11 protein-coding genes are annotated in these 14,793 nt (G+C 71.3%); 3 read left to right on the top strand and 8 right to left on the bottom strand.

Annotated elements, in window-relative coordinates:
• Positions 1 to 1,648 precede the first annotated feature (1,648 nt).
• The 5 genes from UK82_RS25265 to eccD all read right to left on the bottom strand — a co-directional run bounded on the left by UK82_RS25265 (position 1,649) and on the right by eccD (position 5,864).
• Positions 1,649 to 2,071, bottom strand: a complete 423-nt coding sequence (locus UK82_RS25265; RefSeq protein WP_044888454.1) for a hypothetical protein — start codon at positions 2,069 to 2,071, stop codon at positions 1,649 to 1,651.
• A 190-nt stretch (positions 2,072 to 2,261) separates the two neighbouring features.
• On the bottom strand, positions 2,262 to 2,558 hold the full coding sequence (locus tag UK82_RS25260) for a WXG100 family type VII secretion target (RefSeq protein ID WP_044888455.1): 297 nt from the start codon (positions 2,556 to 2,558) through the stop codon (positions 2,262 to 2,264).
• Between the two features lie 60 nt (positions 2,559 to 2,618).
• The gene (locus tag UK82_RS25255) at positions 2,619 to 2,933 is read right to left on the bottom strand and encodes a WXG100 family type VII secretion target (protein ID WP_044888456.1); all 315 of its coding nucleotides are present in this window, start codon (positions 2,931 to 2,933) and stop codon (positions 2,619 to 2,621) included.
• Positions 2,934 to 3,001: 68 nt separating this feature from the next.
• Positions 3,002 to 4,387, bottom strand: coding sequence for a type VII secretion protein EccB (gene eccB, locus UK82_RS25250; RefSeq protein ID WP_055409742.1), 1,386 nt, complete (start codon positions 4,385 to 4,387; stop codon positions 3,002 to 3,004).
• A 1-nt stretch (position 4,388) separates the two neighbouring features.
• The gene (gene eccD, locus UK82_RS25245; protein ID WP_055409740.1) at positions 4,389 to 5,864 is read right to left on the bottom strand and encodes a type VII secretion integral membrane protein EccD; all 1,476 of its coding nucleotides are present in this window, start codon (positions 5,862 to 5,864) and stop codon (positions 4,389 to 4,391) included.
• A 103-nt stretch (positions 5,865 to 5,967) separates the two neighbouring features.
• Here eccD and UK82_RS25240 point away from each other — a divergent pair, with 103 nt between their 5' ends.
• A complete protein-coding gene (locus tag UK82_RS25240; protein ID WP_044888459.1) occupies positions 5,968 to 9,963 on the top strand; it encodes a type VII secretion protein EccC in 3,996 nt (1,331 codons plus the stop codon).
• A gap of 38 nt (positions 9,964 to 10,001) precedes the next feature.
• Here UK82_RS25240 and UK82_RS25235 read toward each other — a convergent pair whose 3' ends face one another.
• Positions 10,002 to 10,997: an NAD(P)-dependent oxidoreductase gene (locus UK82_RS25235; RefSeq protein ID WP_055409777.1), complete on the bottom strand. Its 996-nt coding sequence runs from the start codon at positions 10,995 to 10,997 to the stop codon at positions 10,002 to 10,004.
• Positions 10,998 to 11,310: 313 nt separating this feature from the next.
• On the opposite strand from UK82_RS25235, the gene UK82_RS33155 reads away from it, so the two are divergent.
• The gene (locus UK82_RS33155; protein WP_152990016.1) at positions 11,311 to 11,919 is read left to right on the top strand and encodes an effector-associated domain EAD1-containing protein; all 609 of its coding nucleotides are present in this window, start codon (positions 11,311 to 11,313) and stop codon (positions 11,917 to 11,919) included.
• Here UK82_RS33155 and UK82_RS25230 read toward each other — a convergent pair.
• Positions 11,892 to 12,749 (bottom strand): SAM-dependent methyltransferase, encoded by an 858-nt coding sequence (locus UK82_RS25230; RefSeq protein WP_236706419.1) that lies wholly within the window; start codon positions 12,747 to 12,749, stop codon positions 11,892 to 11,894. The genes UK82_RS33155 and UK82_RS25230 overlap by 28 nt on opposite strands.
• Before the next feature lie 167 nt (positions 12,750 to 12,916).
• On the opposite strand from UK82_RS25230, the gene UK82_RS25225 reads away from it, so the two are divergent.
• Positions 12,917 to 13,888, top strand: coding sequence for an aldo/keto reductase (locus tag UK82_RS25225; protein WP_055409738.1), 972 nt, complete (start codon positions 12,917 to 12,919; stop codon positions 13,886 to 13,888).
• A gap of 81 nt (positions 13,889 to 13,969) precedes the next feature.
• On the opposite strand, the gene UK82_RS25220 is transcribed toward UK82_RS25225, so the two are convergent.
• Positions 13,970 to 14,329, bottom strand: a complete 360-nt coding sequence (locus tag UK82_RS25220; protein WP_044888463.1) for a MerR family transcriptional regulator — start codon at positions 14,327 to 14,329, stop codon at positions 13,970 to 13,972.
• Between the last annotated feature and the right edge of the window lie 464 nt (positions 14,330 to 14,793).

Genomic DNA, 14,793 nt, shown 5'->3' with positions numbered 1-14,793 from the left:
CCGTTCAGACCGTTGCCCAGGTTGTCGTTCAGGCCATTCAGCCCGCCACCCAGATCGTTACCCAGGCCGTTCAGGCCGTTACCCAGCCCATTCAGACCGTCACCCAGCCCGTTCAGCCCGTTGCCCAGGTTTTTGTTCAGGCCGTTCAACCCGTCACCCAGGCCGTTAAGGTTCTTGTTGAGACCGTCGTTCAGACCGTTCAGGTTGTTGTTCAGGTCGTTGTTCAGACCGTTCAGGTTGTCGTTCAGGCCGTTCAGGTTCTTGTTCAGGTCGTTGTTCAGGTCGTTGTTCAGGTCGTTCAGATCGTGGTTCAGGCCGTCGTTCAGACTGTTCAGATTGTTGTTCAGATCATTGAGGCCGTTATTTAGGTTGTTGTTAAGCCCATTCAAATACTTTTCAAGATCTTCGGGATTGAACTGCGTATTGGCGTTATCCGGGCTGTGGTGGGGGGTGTGCTGGACCGGCGGCATCTTGGTCAGTTTGACCGCGGAGGCCGCGGCGGCGAACTTGTCCATCATGTCCTGGGCCAGGCCCAGGGATGGCGCGAAGCTGTCCTGCACCTTCTTCGCCCACGCAGCCCGAAGCGCCCGGTCGGCATCGAACCAGGACGGCTGCCGGAGCACCGCGAAGTCCCCGGCGACGCCACTCCAGTCAGGAAAGCGAATGTACATCTCCCGCCACAGGTCGTACTCGTACTCGCCGAGCTCGCCGCGGATCCGGCCGGTCTCCCACAATCCGCCGGAATGGTTGTAGTTCGGGTCGGTGCCATAGGTGCTGTACACCGTGGACTGGTCGAACATCTGGACGATCAGCGCGAAGGGATCCGGCCAGACGCCGGGCGGCCCACCGATCGGACCCCGCGTCTCTCCCTGGCCGTTCTGCCCGTTCCAGTAGGCGTTGTCCAGGGCGAGCTGGTTCACGAAGTTCACCGCGCTGGTGACGGCCTGCCCCAGCGGATCGGACCATCTCTTGATCTGGTCGAGGACACCCTGTACACCGCGCCTGGCCGCATTGACCTGATCCCGGAAGGCCGCGGCCGCCGAACCGTCGAAATTCTCGACCTTCGTGTCCAGCCGGGAGACGTCGTTGTCCAGATCCTCGAAGATGGCCTGGGCCCACTCCCCGACACGCTGCAGGGCCACATTGACCCCACGCAGCGTGGCCGGATCGAACGGCGTGCGCGGACCGGCAATCTGCGGAATGTCCTTGAACACCGCGGTCCAGGCCGCCCGGACGTCCATCAACGGATTGCTGTCCGCGGCGCCCGCGGGCGTCAGGGAGTTGCGGTTCGCCGACGAGGAGTCGTCCTTCTTCCCGACCCACACGGTCAACTGCTCCGCGTTGCTCATCGAGTCGCTGGACATCCAGCGCCAGAAGGTGACCGCCCCCTGCTTGAACTTCGGCTTCCAGCTCCCCGAGGTGTGGTAGTGCTCCTCGCGCTCCTCGGGAATCAGCCAGGGCGCGCCGCCGGCGCTCCCGATGGTGCTCGGCCGCAGATTGTCGGCGACGCGCTTGGTGTTCGTGTTCTGGGTGGGTGAGTTGTTGTCACCCGGGCCGGTGGCAAGGTTGAGGCCGCCGTCGGCGGCGCCGACGGTGTACCCGAGGATGGTCTGGAGGATGTCCTCGATCGGCCCGGTAGCAGCCACNGTCAGTTCCCTTTGGGGTTGTTGGTCGGGCCGTCGCCCGGGCCCTGGGTCGTCTCCGTGGGAATGAACTGCTCGAACTCGTCGGCCGTCATCGAGTTCAGATGCTCGACCGCGTCCGAGTCTTCGAGCAGCGACTGCAGGCCCCAGTACAGGTTCGAGGCGTTCGAGTACACCGTGTCGAACCGGCCGGTGAGGTTCTTGCGCACCTTGTCCAGGTCCTTGGCCAGCTTCACGGCCTGGGTGAAGTCCGCGCCCCCCAGGCTCAGGGGAAACTGATCGCCCAGGGTCAGGTCGGAGTAGGTCTCACCGCTGTCCCACTGGTAGTCGGCCAGCCGCGTATCCATGTCATCGAGCAGGTCGCCGTACTCGGTTCGAAGCCGCTGGAGGGTCGGCTCGTCAATCTTGATCGTGAACTCGGTGCCCAATGGTCTCTCCTGTCGTTCGCCTCGGTTTTTGTGTCCTACCAAGAGAGCAGCGGCCCGACCGGCCCGCGCGACCCGTCACACCGGTAGTGGTCCGAGCGGGATCCGGTCGGCCACCGAGCACGAGAAGAATCTGGTTACCGGCCGCGTACGCGACGAGGAGATCTGCGGGTGTCCGGCGTGACGCGCACCGTCACAGCAGCGAGCCGAAGACGCTCGCACCCTTCCTGTCACCCAGCAGGTACTGGTTGTGGATCTCCTCGAGCTTCTGCCGGCCCACCGCGAGGGACAGCTCCATGTCCTGCTGGCCCTTGTTCCACTGCTGCTGTGCCAGCGTGTAGTTCTCCGGGGCGGCACCCGCGTTGGCCTGGATGAACAGCTGCACCTTCGTCGTGAGATCGGCCAGCGACTCCTCGAGCTTCTTGGTGACGAACTGGAGCTCGTCGGCGGTGTCGAGGGCGCCGTTCGGGCTGAACTGATAGGTGGCCATGTTCTCCTCGTTCCTCCGGATTCCGGATTCGGGCTGGGTTGGAAATCGGCCGGCTGCGCGTCAGGTGAGGCCCTGGGCCCAGCTCGAACCGATCATCAGGGCGTCGTCCTCGGTGCTGGTCGTGGTCTTCGCGTAGCTGACCATCGATTCGTTCAGCAGGTTCAGCGCCTGCCGGACCTCGTTGAAGCCGTTCTGCCAGCCGGCGATGGCGTCGCGGTACTTGGCGGCCGCGACACCACCCCACGTCGAGAAGAGCATGGAACTGGCGCCGTCGATCGTCTGCTGGATGTTGTTGCACTCGTCCTGGCAGAGGTCGAAGGCTTTGATCATGGCAATGGTGGTGGCTTCATCTGCGACGAGACTCTGATCTGGCATGGACGTGCCCTCCTGGTTCGGACGTGGACATCACTGATCTCGGTGGTCTTCTGGCCCACGACTTCCGGTCATCCCCCCCGTCCCGGCGTCGTCAGCGACGGTCCCGTGGGCAGGAGCGCCACCAACTTCCACGGGGCGGCGACGGCCTGTTCGGGCGCGTAGCCGAGGGCCTTGATCGCATCCCCGGTCGCCGGGTAGGCCATCCCGCTGCCGTCGACCAGCACGCCCGGCTGCCTGGCCACCTCCGTCGCCGGGCTGTCCCGTGGCAGCAGCCGGGGCACGACCAGGGCGCCGCCACCCGCGGTGACTCCGATGGCGGTGACGCCGGAGGTCCGCCGGCCCGCGGCCGCGTGCACCGTCGTCACCACGACGTCGAACGCCGAGCCGGCCGGGTCCGGCGAGGACTCGACGCAGACCGACTCGCGCGGGGACAGCAGCCGGATCTGCGGCGGCGTCGGCGGCAGCGTGTTCTGCGGCGCCGTCATCGCGACCCGCGCCGCGGTGGCGAGGTCCCCCGGGGTGAGCTGGTGCTCCGGTGCGTCGCCCGCCTCGCCCCGAGCCAGGGCGAACTGGGTCGGGCTCAACGCGGTCAACCCGGACGCCAGCAGGATGTAGTGGGCGACCGATCCGGTCGCCGTCGTCACCGCGAACAGCTCGCCCCGCCGGGTGGCCTGACCCCCGATCGGCGGCCCGGGCGTCCCGGCGTCCGGCACGGCCACCGGGGCCAGATCCGGCCCGGGCGGCACCAGGTCCAGCCACGTCCGGGGAACGGCGGTGGGGATGATCGCGCCGAAGCCCAGCACGTCCGCGGCCCAGGGGCGGGCCAGCAGCAACCGTTGCCCCCGCCAGAGCAGGTACTCCTGCCCGTCGGACGAGACCAGCAGCCCCACGTCGGCACCGATCCGGGGCTTCGCCGCAGCGACGCCGACGTCGAGGACCATGGACGGCGCCGCGACGGCAGCCGTTCCCCCGGCCGGCCCCCCGCCGGTGCCGGGACCGGCGCACAGCCGCCACACGCCGTCGTTGAGGTGGCTGGGGTCGGGCAGGGTGTCCGGTGCGTTCGCGAGCCCGAGGGGAGCGCCGCGCGGCACTCCGGCCAGCCGGGATCGCGGCACCACCACCGGCGTGACGGCCTGGCCCGTCAGCAGCCGGGCCGAGGCGATGTTGCGCACCGGCCGCAGCGCGCCGTCGACCAGCAGGAACCGGCTCCCGCTCGACTTTTCCATAATCAGAGCGCCGGGTTTACGCCAGGCCGTCGACCCCCGCGCGGAGATCAGCGCCCAGATCGCGACCACCGCCAGCAGCAGGATCGCCGCCACGCCCCCGGTGACCAGCCCGCGCAGGTCCCGGCGGGTCGGTGACTCCAGGATGTCCGGTTCGGCCCGGACGAGCGCCCCGGTCAACCGGAACACCATGTAGTTGTGCGCGTTGACCTGGTCTCGTCGGGAGCGCATCTCAGCCGACCACCGAACGGATGAACCCGATTCCGCCAAGCATCCCGACCACCAGTGGTACCGAGACCGCCAGGGCCGTGGCGTGCCCCCAGTCGCCGAGCCGCCCCCAGATCGGCGTCAACCGGCGACGCGGAAGCACGTACGCGCAGGCCGCGGCAACGGTCGCCAGCAGCAGCGCCAGCACCATCGGCAGGGCCGCGCCGCCACCGAGCCCGCCCGACCGCCCGGGCAGGGACAGGACGACGGCGACCAGACCCGCGCCGGCGGGCAGTCCCAACGCCAGACGGTGCCAGGTACTCGTCATCGGGCGGGCGGCGAGCACCTGCGCGAACCCGACGAGGAGGGCCACCGCCGCCGGCAGCCAGCCGGGCGCGAGCGCCAGCCGGAGCACCGCGACGGTCGACACGACCCCGCTGGCCGCGTGCAGGGCGGTCATGAAGCGGTCGGCCCGGGCCGTGCGGGCCAGCAGTTCCGCCCCGGGCTCGGGGTCGATGTCGTCCTGCAGGTCCTCCGGTTCGACCGGCAGCGGCGGCAGTGTCAGCCCGGCGAGCTTGAACGAGGCCATCGGCACCGCGGGGCGGGCCGCCACGCAGAGCAGCGCCATCACTGCCGCCACCTGGGTCCAGTCCAGGCCGGCGGCGGAACTCAGCTCACCGGCCACGGCGGCGGCCAGCGCCATGGCCGCGACCGCGAGACCGACCGGCAGAAGTGTGTCGCGCCCGGACGCCACGACCAGCACCAGCAGGCTCGCGAGTACGGCGACTCCCGCGCCGGCCAGCAGCATCTCGGGCAGGCGGGCGCCGGCGCCCGCTCCGGCGTCGGCATCGGCGACCTGGAGAACCACCGCCTCCACGGCGAAGGCCACCACCGCACCGCCGAGGAGCGCGGTCACCGCGCGATCCCGCTGCCCCCGGCCCGACACCACCATGGCGACGAACAGCAGCATCGCGACGACGCCCACCGTCACGGGCCGGCCGAACGCGTCGCCGCCGGCGTCGGTGGTGCCGTGGGCGCCCCGGGCGCCAGCAGCCGGGGTGGGGACGTGCGGACCGGCCAGCACCGGCACCGCGAGCGCCACCAGCAACCACACCACCAGCGCCAACGCCGACACCGCGTGGGTGGTCCGCGGCCGCCACAGACCCGAGCGCGCGCTGATCCCGGTGGAGATGCCATCGATCAGGTCGTCGAAGTCCAGCGGCGGGATCTGGTCCGAACGCGGGCGGACGTGGACGGTGTCGCCGTCGAGCAGCTCGTGCTCGGCGACGCTGAGGTCCTCGTCCAGCGGGGGCGAGCCGAGCCGCTGCACCACCCAGCCGCTGTGTTCCAACCCGCGATCGGCGAGATCGGGGCCGAGACTGCGCAGCAGCGCCGGCATCAGGTCGGTCAGGGGCACGTGCGTGGGCACGGACAGATCGACCCGGCTGGTCGGCCCGATGACGAGAAGACGGCAGACCTCCGCCGCGCTGCTCTGTGCCATGTCTCCGGCACGACAGGCTCATCCATGCCGGTTCACTTCTGTGATCCAGGACACACCCGCCCATCGGTTCAACCCGACGGTGCAGCGGGGGCGTGTAGCGGACATGGCCACGGTCGCCTTCCGCCGCCCCGCCCGCCGTACCGGCCCGGAGATGCCGCACGGCGAGATCACGCTTCAGGAGCCGCCCACCGTCCCCGAGGTGCAGAGCGCGGGCATGCGGGTGCTGCTGATGGTGGTTCCGATGGCCCTGATGTCGGGCGGGATGATGTACTTCTACATCGGCCGCTCGGCGTCCGGGCCCATGGGCCTGACGATGATGGCGATGATGGGCGCCGGCATGGCCACGATGGGTCTCGGCCAGGTCCTGACGCAGTCCGGCGACCGCAAGCACAAGGTCGGCGGCGAGCGCCGCGACTACCTGCGCTACCTCTCCCGCACCCGCCGCCAGGTCCGGGGCTACGCGGAGAAGCAGCGCTCGGCACTGGCCTGGCGCCACCCGGACCCGGAGTCGCTGTGGTCGCTCGCCATGACCAGCCGGTTGTGGGAACGCCGCCCGACCCACCCGGACTTCGGCGAGATCCGCGTCGGGACCGGATCGCAGCGGCTCGCCGTGCGGATCACCCCGCTGCAGACCAGCCCGGTGGAGGATCTGGAGCCGGTGTCGGCGAAGGCGCTGCGGCGGTTCACCCGCGCCTACACGACGGTCCCCGGCCAGCCGGTCGCCCTGTTCATCCGCGGGTTCGCCCGCATTCAGGTGGACGGCGACCGCGAGATGTCACTGGGCATGGTGCGGGCGCTGCTCGCCCACATGGCCACCTTCCACGCCCCGGACGAGGTGCGGATCGCCGTCTGCGCCGCGGCGGCGCGGCGCGAGGAGTGGAGCTGGGTCAAGTGGCTGCCGCACGCCCAGCACCCCACCGACCGTGACGCGGCCGGCCCGGTGCGGCTGTTCGGGGAGTCGCTGGAGGACGTCGAGCGGTTGCTGGGGCAGAGCTTCGGGGAGCGGGCCCGGTTCGAGACCGGCGCGGCACCCTCCCGAACCGAACCGTTCGTCGTCGTGGTCAGCGACGGTGGCCGGATCTCGCCCGGATCCCGGTTCCTCGTCTCCGGCTACCGCAACGCCGTCCTCGTCGACTTCGAGCACAACGGCGCCGGCGGCAACGCCCGGCACCTGCTGCATCTCGACGTCGCCGCCGACACGATGGACATCGTCGAGGTCGACCGGGTCGGTCGGGAGGTCCGGACCCGCCTGGCCACCCCGGACGTGCTGTCCCGGGTCCGGATGGCGATGCTGGCCCGGCTGATGGCCCGGCACAGCGCCGGCGAGAGCGCCGAGCAGGCCCCCGACGGGCTGAGCGCCAACCTCGACCTGCCGGACCTGCTCGGTCTCGGCGATCTGGAGCGGTTCGATCCGAGGACCGTCTGGCCGACCCGGCACGGGTCCGAGCGGCTGCGGGTGCCCATCGGCGTCGCCGCCGACGGCTCGCCCATCGAGCTGGACATCAAGGAGTCCGCCGAGGACGGCATGGGGCCGCACGGGATGCTGATCGGCGCGACCGGTTCGGGCAAGAGCGAGCTGCTGCGCACCCTCGTGCTGGCGCTGGCGGCGACGCACTCGTCGGAGACGTTGAACTTCGTGCTGGTCGACTTCAAGGGCGGCGCGACCTTCGCCGGGCTGGACCGGCTGCCGCACGTGTCCGCGACCATCACCAACCTCGCCGACGAGGCCGCGCTGGTGGACCGGATGCGCGACGCGCTGCGCGGCGAGCTGGTCCGTCGTCAGGAGCTGCTGCGCCGCGCCGGCAACTTCAGCTCGGTTCGGGACTACGAGCAGGCCCGCGCGCAGGGCGCGCCGCTGGCCCCGCTGCCCACCCTGTTCGTCATCGTCGACGAGTTCAGCGAACTGATCGCCGCGCACACCGACTTCATCGAGCTGTTCGTGATGATCGGCAGGCTCGGCCGGTCACTGGCCGTCCATCTGCTGCTGGCCTCCCAGCGCCTGGACGACGGCCGCATCCACCAGCTCGAGGGCCACCTGTCGTACCGGGTGAGCCTGCGGACCTTCTCCGCGATGGAGTCCCGGTCCGTCATCGGCGTCCCGGACGCCTACGAGCTGCCCGCCGCACCCGGCAACGGCTACCTGCGTTCCGACGTCGCGACGATCACCCGGTTCAAGGCGGCCTACGTCTCCGGGCCGTACCGGCTGCGCTCGACCCGCGTCGACCAGGACGTCATCGAGAGCCAGGTCGTGCCGTACGGCACCGAGCACGTCCCGGTCGTCATCCGCGAGGCCGACGCTCCCGCCGACACCGACGAGGCCGACAACGCCGACGCCACCGCCAGCACCGTACTGGAGGTGCTGGTCGACCGGCTGGTCGACCAGGGGCCGCCGGCGCACCGCGTCTGGTTGCCGCCGCTGGAGCAGCCGCCGACCCTGGACCAGGTCCTGCCGCCGCTGCTGCCCGACCCGGAGCACGGGCTGCGGCCCGTCGACGTCGGCGCGGACGGGCTGCTGACGGTGCCGGTAGGGATGATCGACAAGCCGTTCGAGCAGGTCCGCGACCTGCTCACGGTCGACTTCGGCGGCGTCGGCGGCCATCTCGGCATCGCCGGCGGGCCGCAGAGCGGCAAGAGCACCCTGCTGCGATCCGTGATCGCCGGCCTCGCCCTGACCCATTCGCCGCGGCAGGTGCAGTTCTTCTGCCTCGACTTCGGCGGCGGCTCGCTGGCAAGCATCGCGGACCTGCCGCACGTCGGCGGAGTCACCGGCCGGCACGACCCGGACCGGGTGAACCGGACCGTCGCGGAGATGGTCGCCCTGCTCAGCGACCGGGAGCGGCGCTTCGCCGAGCTCGGGGTGTCCGGGATGGTCGCCTACCGGGAGCTGATCGCGGCCGGCCGGGTGCCGGCGGAGGAGTTCGGCGATCTGTTCCTCGTCGTCGACGGCTGGTCCACCCTGCGCCAGGAGTTCGAGGCGGCGGAGACCGACGCCCGCGAGATCGCCTCCCGGGGGCTGAACTACGGCCTGCACATCCTGCTGACGGCCGGGCGGTGGTCGGAGATCTACCACACGATGCGGGACAAGATCGGGTCCCGGCTGGAGCTGCGGCTCGGCGACCCGGTGGAGTCCGGGATCGACCTGCGGGCGGCCGCGGCCGTGCCGAAACTGCCCGGACGCGGGCTGACCGACACCAAGCTGCACTTCATCGCGGCCCTGCCGAGGATCGACGGCGCCGGCTCGGTCGACGACCTGGCGCACGGCACCCGCCATCTGGTCTCCGCGGTGGTGGACGGCTGGCCCGGCCCGAAGGCGCGGCCGGTGCGCACGCTGCCCGCCGTCCTGCCGGTGGAGCAGTTGCCGCCCCCCGACGGGGCGCTGCGGGTCGCCCTCGGCGTCGACGAGAGCCGGTTGGAACCCGTCTTTCACGACTTCCGCCAGCTGCCGCACCTCACCCTGCTCGGGGACAACGAGAGTGGCAAGACCAACCTGCTGCGGCTGGTGGCGCGGGCGATCACCAGCCGGTTCACCCCGGCGCAGGCGCGGATCATGGCGGTCGACTACCGTCGGCGACTCTTCGACGACATCCCCGACGCCTACCGGCTGGGCTACTCGGTGTCGCCGGACAGCACCAAGGCGACAGCCCGCGACGCCGTCGCCGGCCTCACCCCGCGGATGCCCGGCCCGGACGTCTCCCCGGAGCAGCTTCGGCGACGCGACTGGTGGTCCGGGCCGCTGCTGTTCGTGCTCATCGACGACTACGACCTGCTGACCGGCTCGGACAACCCGCTGACCGCGTTCGTGCCGCTGCTGCCGCAGGGCGGCGACATCGGACTGCACGTCGTCGCCGGCCGGGCCGCGGCCGGGCTGATGCGCATGGCGATGGACCCGCTGCTGCGCCGGCTGCAGGAGCTCAACACCCCCGACCTCGCGCTGTCCTGCCCGCGCAGCGAGGGGCCGCTGCTCGGCGGGGTCAAACCACGGGTCCTGCCGCCCGGGCGGGCGCTGCTGTGCACCCGGCGGGGCAGCCGGCTGATCCAGACCGGCTTCGTCGCCGAGAACAGCGCCGCCGGCAGTGCGGCCGGATCGCCCCCGCGCTGATCCAACGCGGGTCGCCGGTCGGCAGGCGGGTTGGGCGATCAGCCGCGGGTCGACCCGGCGCCGTTGCCGGAGTCCAGGCCGGAGGCGGAGCCCGGGCCGGAGGCGGAGCCCGGGCCGGAGGCGGAGCCCGGGCCGGAGGCGGAGCCCGGGCCGGAGGCGGAGCCCAGGCCGGAGGCGGAGCCCAGGCCGGAGGCGGAGTCGCTGCGGGATTCGAGGGCCGTGAGGACGGCGACCATGTCGGCGGCGGCACGGCCCTGCGCCAGGGTCTCGCCGTAGAGCGCCTCGCAGACGTCCGTCAGGGGTGAGGCGATACCGGCGGCCCGGGCCGCCTGCGTGATCAACTGGATGATCTCCAGCACGTCCGGGATGCCCGCCTGGACGGTGAAGTCGCGCTCGACGAGCTTCGGCAGCTTCGCCCGGGAGACGTCGCTGGCCATCGGGCCCGCGGCCAGCACCCGGCCGAGCACGCCGAGGTCGACGTCGTTGCGCCGGGCGAAGTGCACCGCCTCCGCGAGGCCCGTCACCAGCGTGACCAGGAACAGGTTGACGGCGAGCTTCGTCGACATCGCCCGGGGAACGGGCCCGCAGTCCACCAGGTCATGGCACATCGGGGCGAGCAGCGGTCGCACGTCGGCGACGTCGGCCGGGTCGCCGGCGAGCATGCCCACGAGCCGGCCGGCCTCGGCGGGCCCGCGCGACCCGGACACCGGCGCCTCGACGAAGCGACCGCCCACGGCGCGGACGTCGGCGGCGAGGGCCCGCGAGTAGGCGGGCGAGGTCGTTCCCATCTGGACGAGCGTGTGGTCCCGCAGCCGGGCCGGGAAGGTCGGGCCGGCGCGGTCGAGCACCGCGTCGACGGCCTCCGGGCCGGCGAGCATGACGATGACGACGCGGCAGCGCGCGAACACCTCGGCGGCGTCGTCGGTCGCACTGGCCCCGGCCGCCACCAGCGGCCCGCTACGGTCCGGCGTGCGGTTCCACACCACCAGCGGCCGACCCGACGCGGCGAGGTTCATCGCCATCGGCTGGCCCATCGTCCCGAGCCCGACGAAGCCGACCGGTCTCGCCTCCGCGTCGACGGGCGCCGGCACGGTCGCGACGTCCGGCTCCTGCGCGGACCCCGCGCCGGGCGTACTGGCTGTCGTTGTCGCCACCTGCCCATGGTGGACCCGGCGGACGCCGGCAGCGCGGTGGACGCACCTGGCCTGTCGGTATGGGCCGAGCTGTCCGACACGGACGCGGAGGCCGGCTCTTTCGCTGTCGCCGGCGCTGTCGCCGCAGCCAGCCGCGCCTCGGCAGACGGCCCACGAGACACTGGGGAGATGGCGGGGCACGGGCGGGTGGCGGGTGGCTGACGAGCAGCCTGACGCGGAGCCGCTGACCTTCGGCGAGATTGCCGAACTGGCCGCACGGTTTCCCGAACGCGATGCGGCGGTGCGGCTTCTGAGGACGGCAGGATTTCCCGTCGGACGCATACCGTCCTGGCAGCCGGAAGACGCAGCCGAGTTCTTCAACGCCGTCAGCCAGCGGTTGGGCGACGGCATTCTGCATGACGGCCGAGCGCTGCTGTTGGCGACAGCGCGCGAGGTGTCCCCACGACCTCCCGGGCATCCTCGGTCGCCGCTCGATCCGCCCTATCGACAGTTGCGGCCGGGCGCGCCCGAGGTCTGGCTGCTGCAGCCTCGCTTCGGCGTGGTGCCGTACCTGGGCCGCGACGGTCTTCTCCACGATCTGGAGTCATGGTGTGTGGAGGAGATCTTCAGCGTCGGCCTCGTCACCGGGGAGGGCGGGTCGGGTAAGACACGAACGCGGCGCCCAGCTTCTCAGCACCACCACCCAGTTGGCACTGCTTCTTTTTCGAATGAACGAGACCGGGGCATCCTTACCCGCGCCCGTCCCCGCCGGGCTGTGCGGCGCCGCCGCGCCCGTCAGACCTTTCTGCCGACCGCACCGTAGTTGCTGACCTCCAGGTCGCTCAGCCCGGTGGCGGTGCCGTCGGGGCGCCAGCGGTGAACAACCTGCACCCCCGGCTCGACCAGCTCCAGACCGTCGAAGAAGCGCGCGACCTGTTCGCGGGTGCGCGGCTGCAGGGGGATGCCGCGGCTGCGGTAGGTCTCGGCGACCTGCTCCCACCCCGGGTCCTCGTCGGCGGTGACGTGGGAGAGGGCGAGGTAGCTGCCGGCGGGGAGCGCGTCGACGAGGCGGCGGACGATGCCGTAGGGGTCGTCGGAGTCGGGCACGAAGTGGAACAGCGCGATGAGCGACAGCGCGACCGGTTTCGTCACGTCGAGGGTGTCGCGCAGCTCCGCCGAGCTCAGGATGCTCTCGACGTCGCGGACGTCGACGTCGAGGTACGCCGTGGCGCCCTGGGAGGTGCCGGTGAGCAGCGCGCGGGCGTGGGTGAGGACGATCGGGTCGTTGTCCGCGTATACCACGCGCGCGTCGGGGGCGATGCCCTGGGCGATCTCGTGCAGGTTCGGCGAGGTGGGGATCCCGGTGCCGATGTCGAGGAACTGCCGGATCCCGACCTCACCGGCCAGGTAACGGACCGTCCGGGCCAGGAACGCCCGGTTCTCCCGGGCGACGACCCGCAGGTTCGGGAACGCGGCGAGCGACTGCTCGGCCGCCTCCCGGTCGGCGGGAAAGTTGTCCTTCCCGCCGAGGAAGTAGTCGTACATCCGAGCCGAATGCGGCTGGTCGGTCTTCAGATCCACCGGGTTGCGCTCCTCGACGAGACTCTGCCACCACTGCCCGCCCGCCAGGTCCCGCTCGCCCGCATCCGTCACCGCGGCCAGCCCCCTCACACCTTCGGCGATTCCCTCGTATCACCCTAACTGCCGGGGTCTCTCACGCTCCGACGCGGGCCACCGGGGAATCCGGCGATCGACGGACTAGCCTGGCTGCGGGTGCAGCACCCGGCCCATCCCGCCCCACTCGGATTGGATCACGGCGCATGCAGCATGTGTCACTGGCCGGACTGGACGTCTCCCGCCTCGGTCTCGGCGCGATGGGGATGTCGGCGTACTACGCCGGCGCCAGCGCGGACGACGCCGAGTCGATCCGGACGATCCACCGGGCGCTGGACCTCGGCGTCACCTTCCTGGACACCGCGGAGATCTACGGCCCGTACCGCAACGAGGAGCTGGTCGGCCGGGCGATCGCCGGGCGGCGTGACGAGGTGGTGCTGGCGACCAAGTTCGGGCTGATCTCGCACCGCGACGGCGACCGGCCCGGTCTGGACAGCTCGCCGGCGAGCCTGCGGGCCGCGCTCGAGGGGTCGCTGCGCCGCCTCGGGGTGGAGCATGTCGACCTCTACTACCAGCACCGGGTGGACCCGGACACGCCGATCGAGGACACCGTCGGCGCGCTCGGCGAGCTGGTCGCCGAGGGCAAGATCCGCCACATCGGCCTGTCCGAGGCCGGCGTCGAGACGATCCGGCGGGCCCACGCGACCCATCCGATCACGGCCCTGCAGACCGAGTACTCGCTGTGGTCGCGGGAGCCGGAGGCGGAGATCCTGCCGCTGCTGCGCGAGCTCGGCATCGGTTTCGTCCCCTACTCCCCGCTCGGCCGCGGGTTCCTGACCGGCCAGATCCGCTCGGCGGACCAGCTCGAGGCCGGCGACTTCCGCGGCGGCAACCCCCGCTTCGCCGCCGAGGCGCTGGCGCAGAACCTGCGGATCGTCGCCGAGGTGGAGGCCGTCGCCGGCGAGGCCGGGGCGACCCCGGCGCAGGTGGCGCTGGCCTGGCTGCTCGCCCAGGGCGACGACCTCGCGCCGATCCCGGGCACGAAGCGGGTCAGCCGGCTGGAGGAGAACGTGGCCGCGGACGCGCTCGTCCTCACCCCCGACCAGCTCGTCCGGCTCGACGCGATCGAACCGCCGGCCGGCGACCGCTACGCCGACATGACGACCATCAACCGCTGACCAGGTCCGGTCGGCGGGTCCTCCACCAGCGGGTCCTCCACCAGCGGTAGGTCAACCAGCGGGGCGTCAACCAGCGGGGCGTCAGCGGGTGGGGTCGAGTCGGTGGGCCAGACGGTCACGAAGCACGGTGAGGTCGGCGATGCGTTCCTCCAACATGCTCAGCCGTCGGGCGGCCACCGCGAGCGCGTCGGCACAGGCGGGCCTGGCCTGGAACCGCTCCGGCAGCGGATGGTCGAGCAGCGGGAGCAGGGACCGGACGTCATCCACGGTGAACCCGCTGGCGAGCAGGGACCGGATGGTGCCGACGGTGGTGACGGCGGCGTCGTCGTACACGCGATAGCCGGCGCTGGTGCGGCTCGACCGCAGCAGGCCCTGCTCCTCGTAGTACCGCAACGCGCGCGGGGTGGTACCGGTCACGCGCGCCAGCTCACCGATCTGCATCCACCCACCTCAACAGTGCGCACCCGACGTCTTACCAAATGTACGCATCACGGCCCGCACGGCCGGGTCGGCGGCGGGACCGCCAAGGTGATCGTGCTCCTCGCGTCGCCGACTCCTCGCGTCGCCGAGAGCAGGCTCCTTGCGCGGACCGCCGCAGGCCCCCGACGACCGAGCCGGCGACCGAACCCGATGCCTCCCCGCCCCTCGACCGGCACCCGACGAACGCCGTCCGATGACGATGGAAACGCCGGTGCCGGCCGGCCGCGGGTCAGTAACCCTCGTCATGCATGGTCCACCTGCGACTACGTCACTTAGTGATCAATGCGAGGAGGGTGGATGCGGCCAGGCGGTTCGACCGGGTGACGGCTTGTTCCCGTGCCGTCTCCGCCCACAGCGTACGAACATGTGTTCGACATCCGGGGTGTGTTGTTCTACCGTCGACCCATGGTTTTCGACGACGACCT

The organism is Frankia sp. ACN1ag, from assembly GCF_001414035.1.
GTDB classification, from domain to species: Bacteria; Actinomycetota; Actinomycetes; order Frankiales; family Frankiaceae; genus Frankia; species Frankia torreyi.
This window is presented reverse-complemented; position numbering and strand designations above follow the sequence as displayed.

Excerpts from the sequence above, each read along its gene's own strand:
- UK82_RS25260 (WP_044888455.1), bottom strand. The coding sequence starts at position 2,558 with ATGGCCACCTATCAGTTCAGCCCGAACGGCGCCCTCGACACCGCCGAC.
- UK82_RS25255 (WP_044888456.1), bottom strand. The coding sequence starts at position 2,933 with ATGCCAGATCAGAGTCTCGTCGCAGATGAAGCCACCACCATTGCCATG.
- eccB (WP_055409742.1), bottom strand. The coding sequence starts at position 4,387 with ATGCGCTCCCGACGAGACCAGGTCAACGCGCACAACTACATGGTGTTC.
- eccD (WP_055409740.1), bottom strand. The coding sequence starts at position 5,864 with ATGGCACAGAGCAGCGCGGCGGAGGTCTGCCGTCTTCTCGTCATCGGG.
- UK82_RS25240 (WP_044888459.1), top strand. The coding sequence starts at position 5,968 with ATGGCCACGGTCGCCTTCCGCCGCCCCGCCCGCCGTACCGGCCCGGAG.
- UK82_RS25235 (WP_055409777.1), bottom strand. The coding sequence starts at position 10,997 with ATGGGCCAGCCGATGGCGATGAACCTCGCCGCGTCGGGTCGGCCGCTG.
- UK82_RS25225 (WP_055409738.1), top strand. The coding sequence starts at position 12,917 with ATGCAGCATGTGTCACTGGCCGGACTGGACGTCTCCCGCCTCGGTCTC.
- UK82_RS25220 (WP_044888463.1), bottom strand. The coding sequence starts at position 14,329 with ATGCAGATCGGTGAGCTGGCGCGCGTGACCGGTACCACCCCGCGCGCG.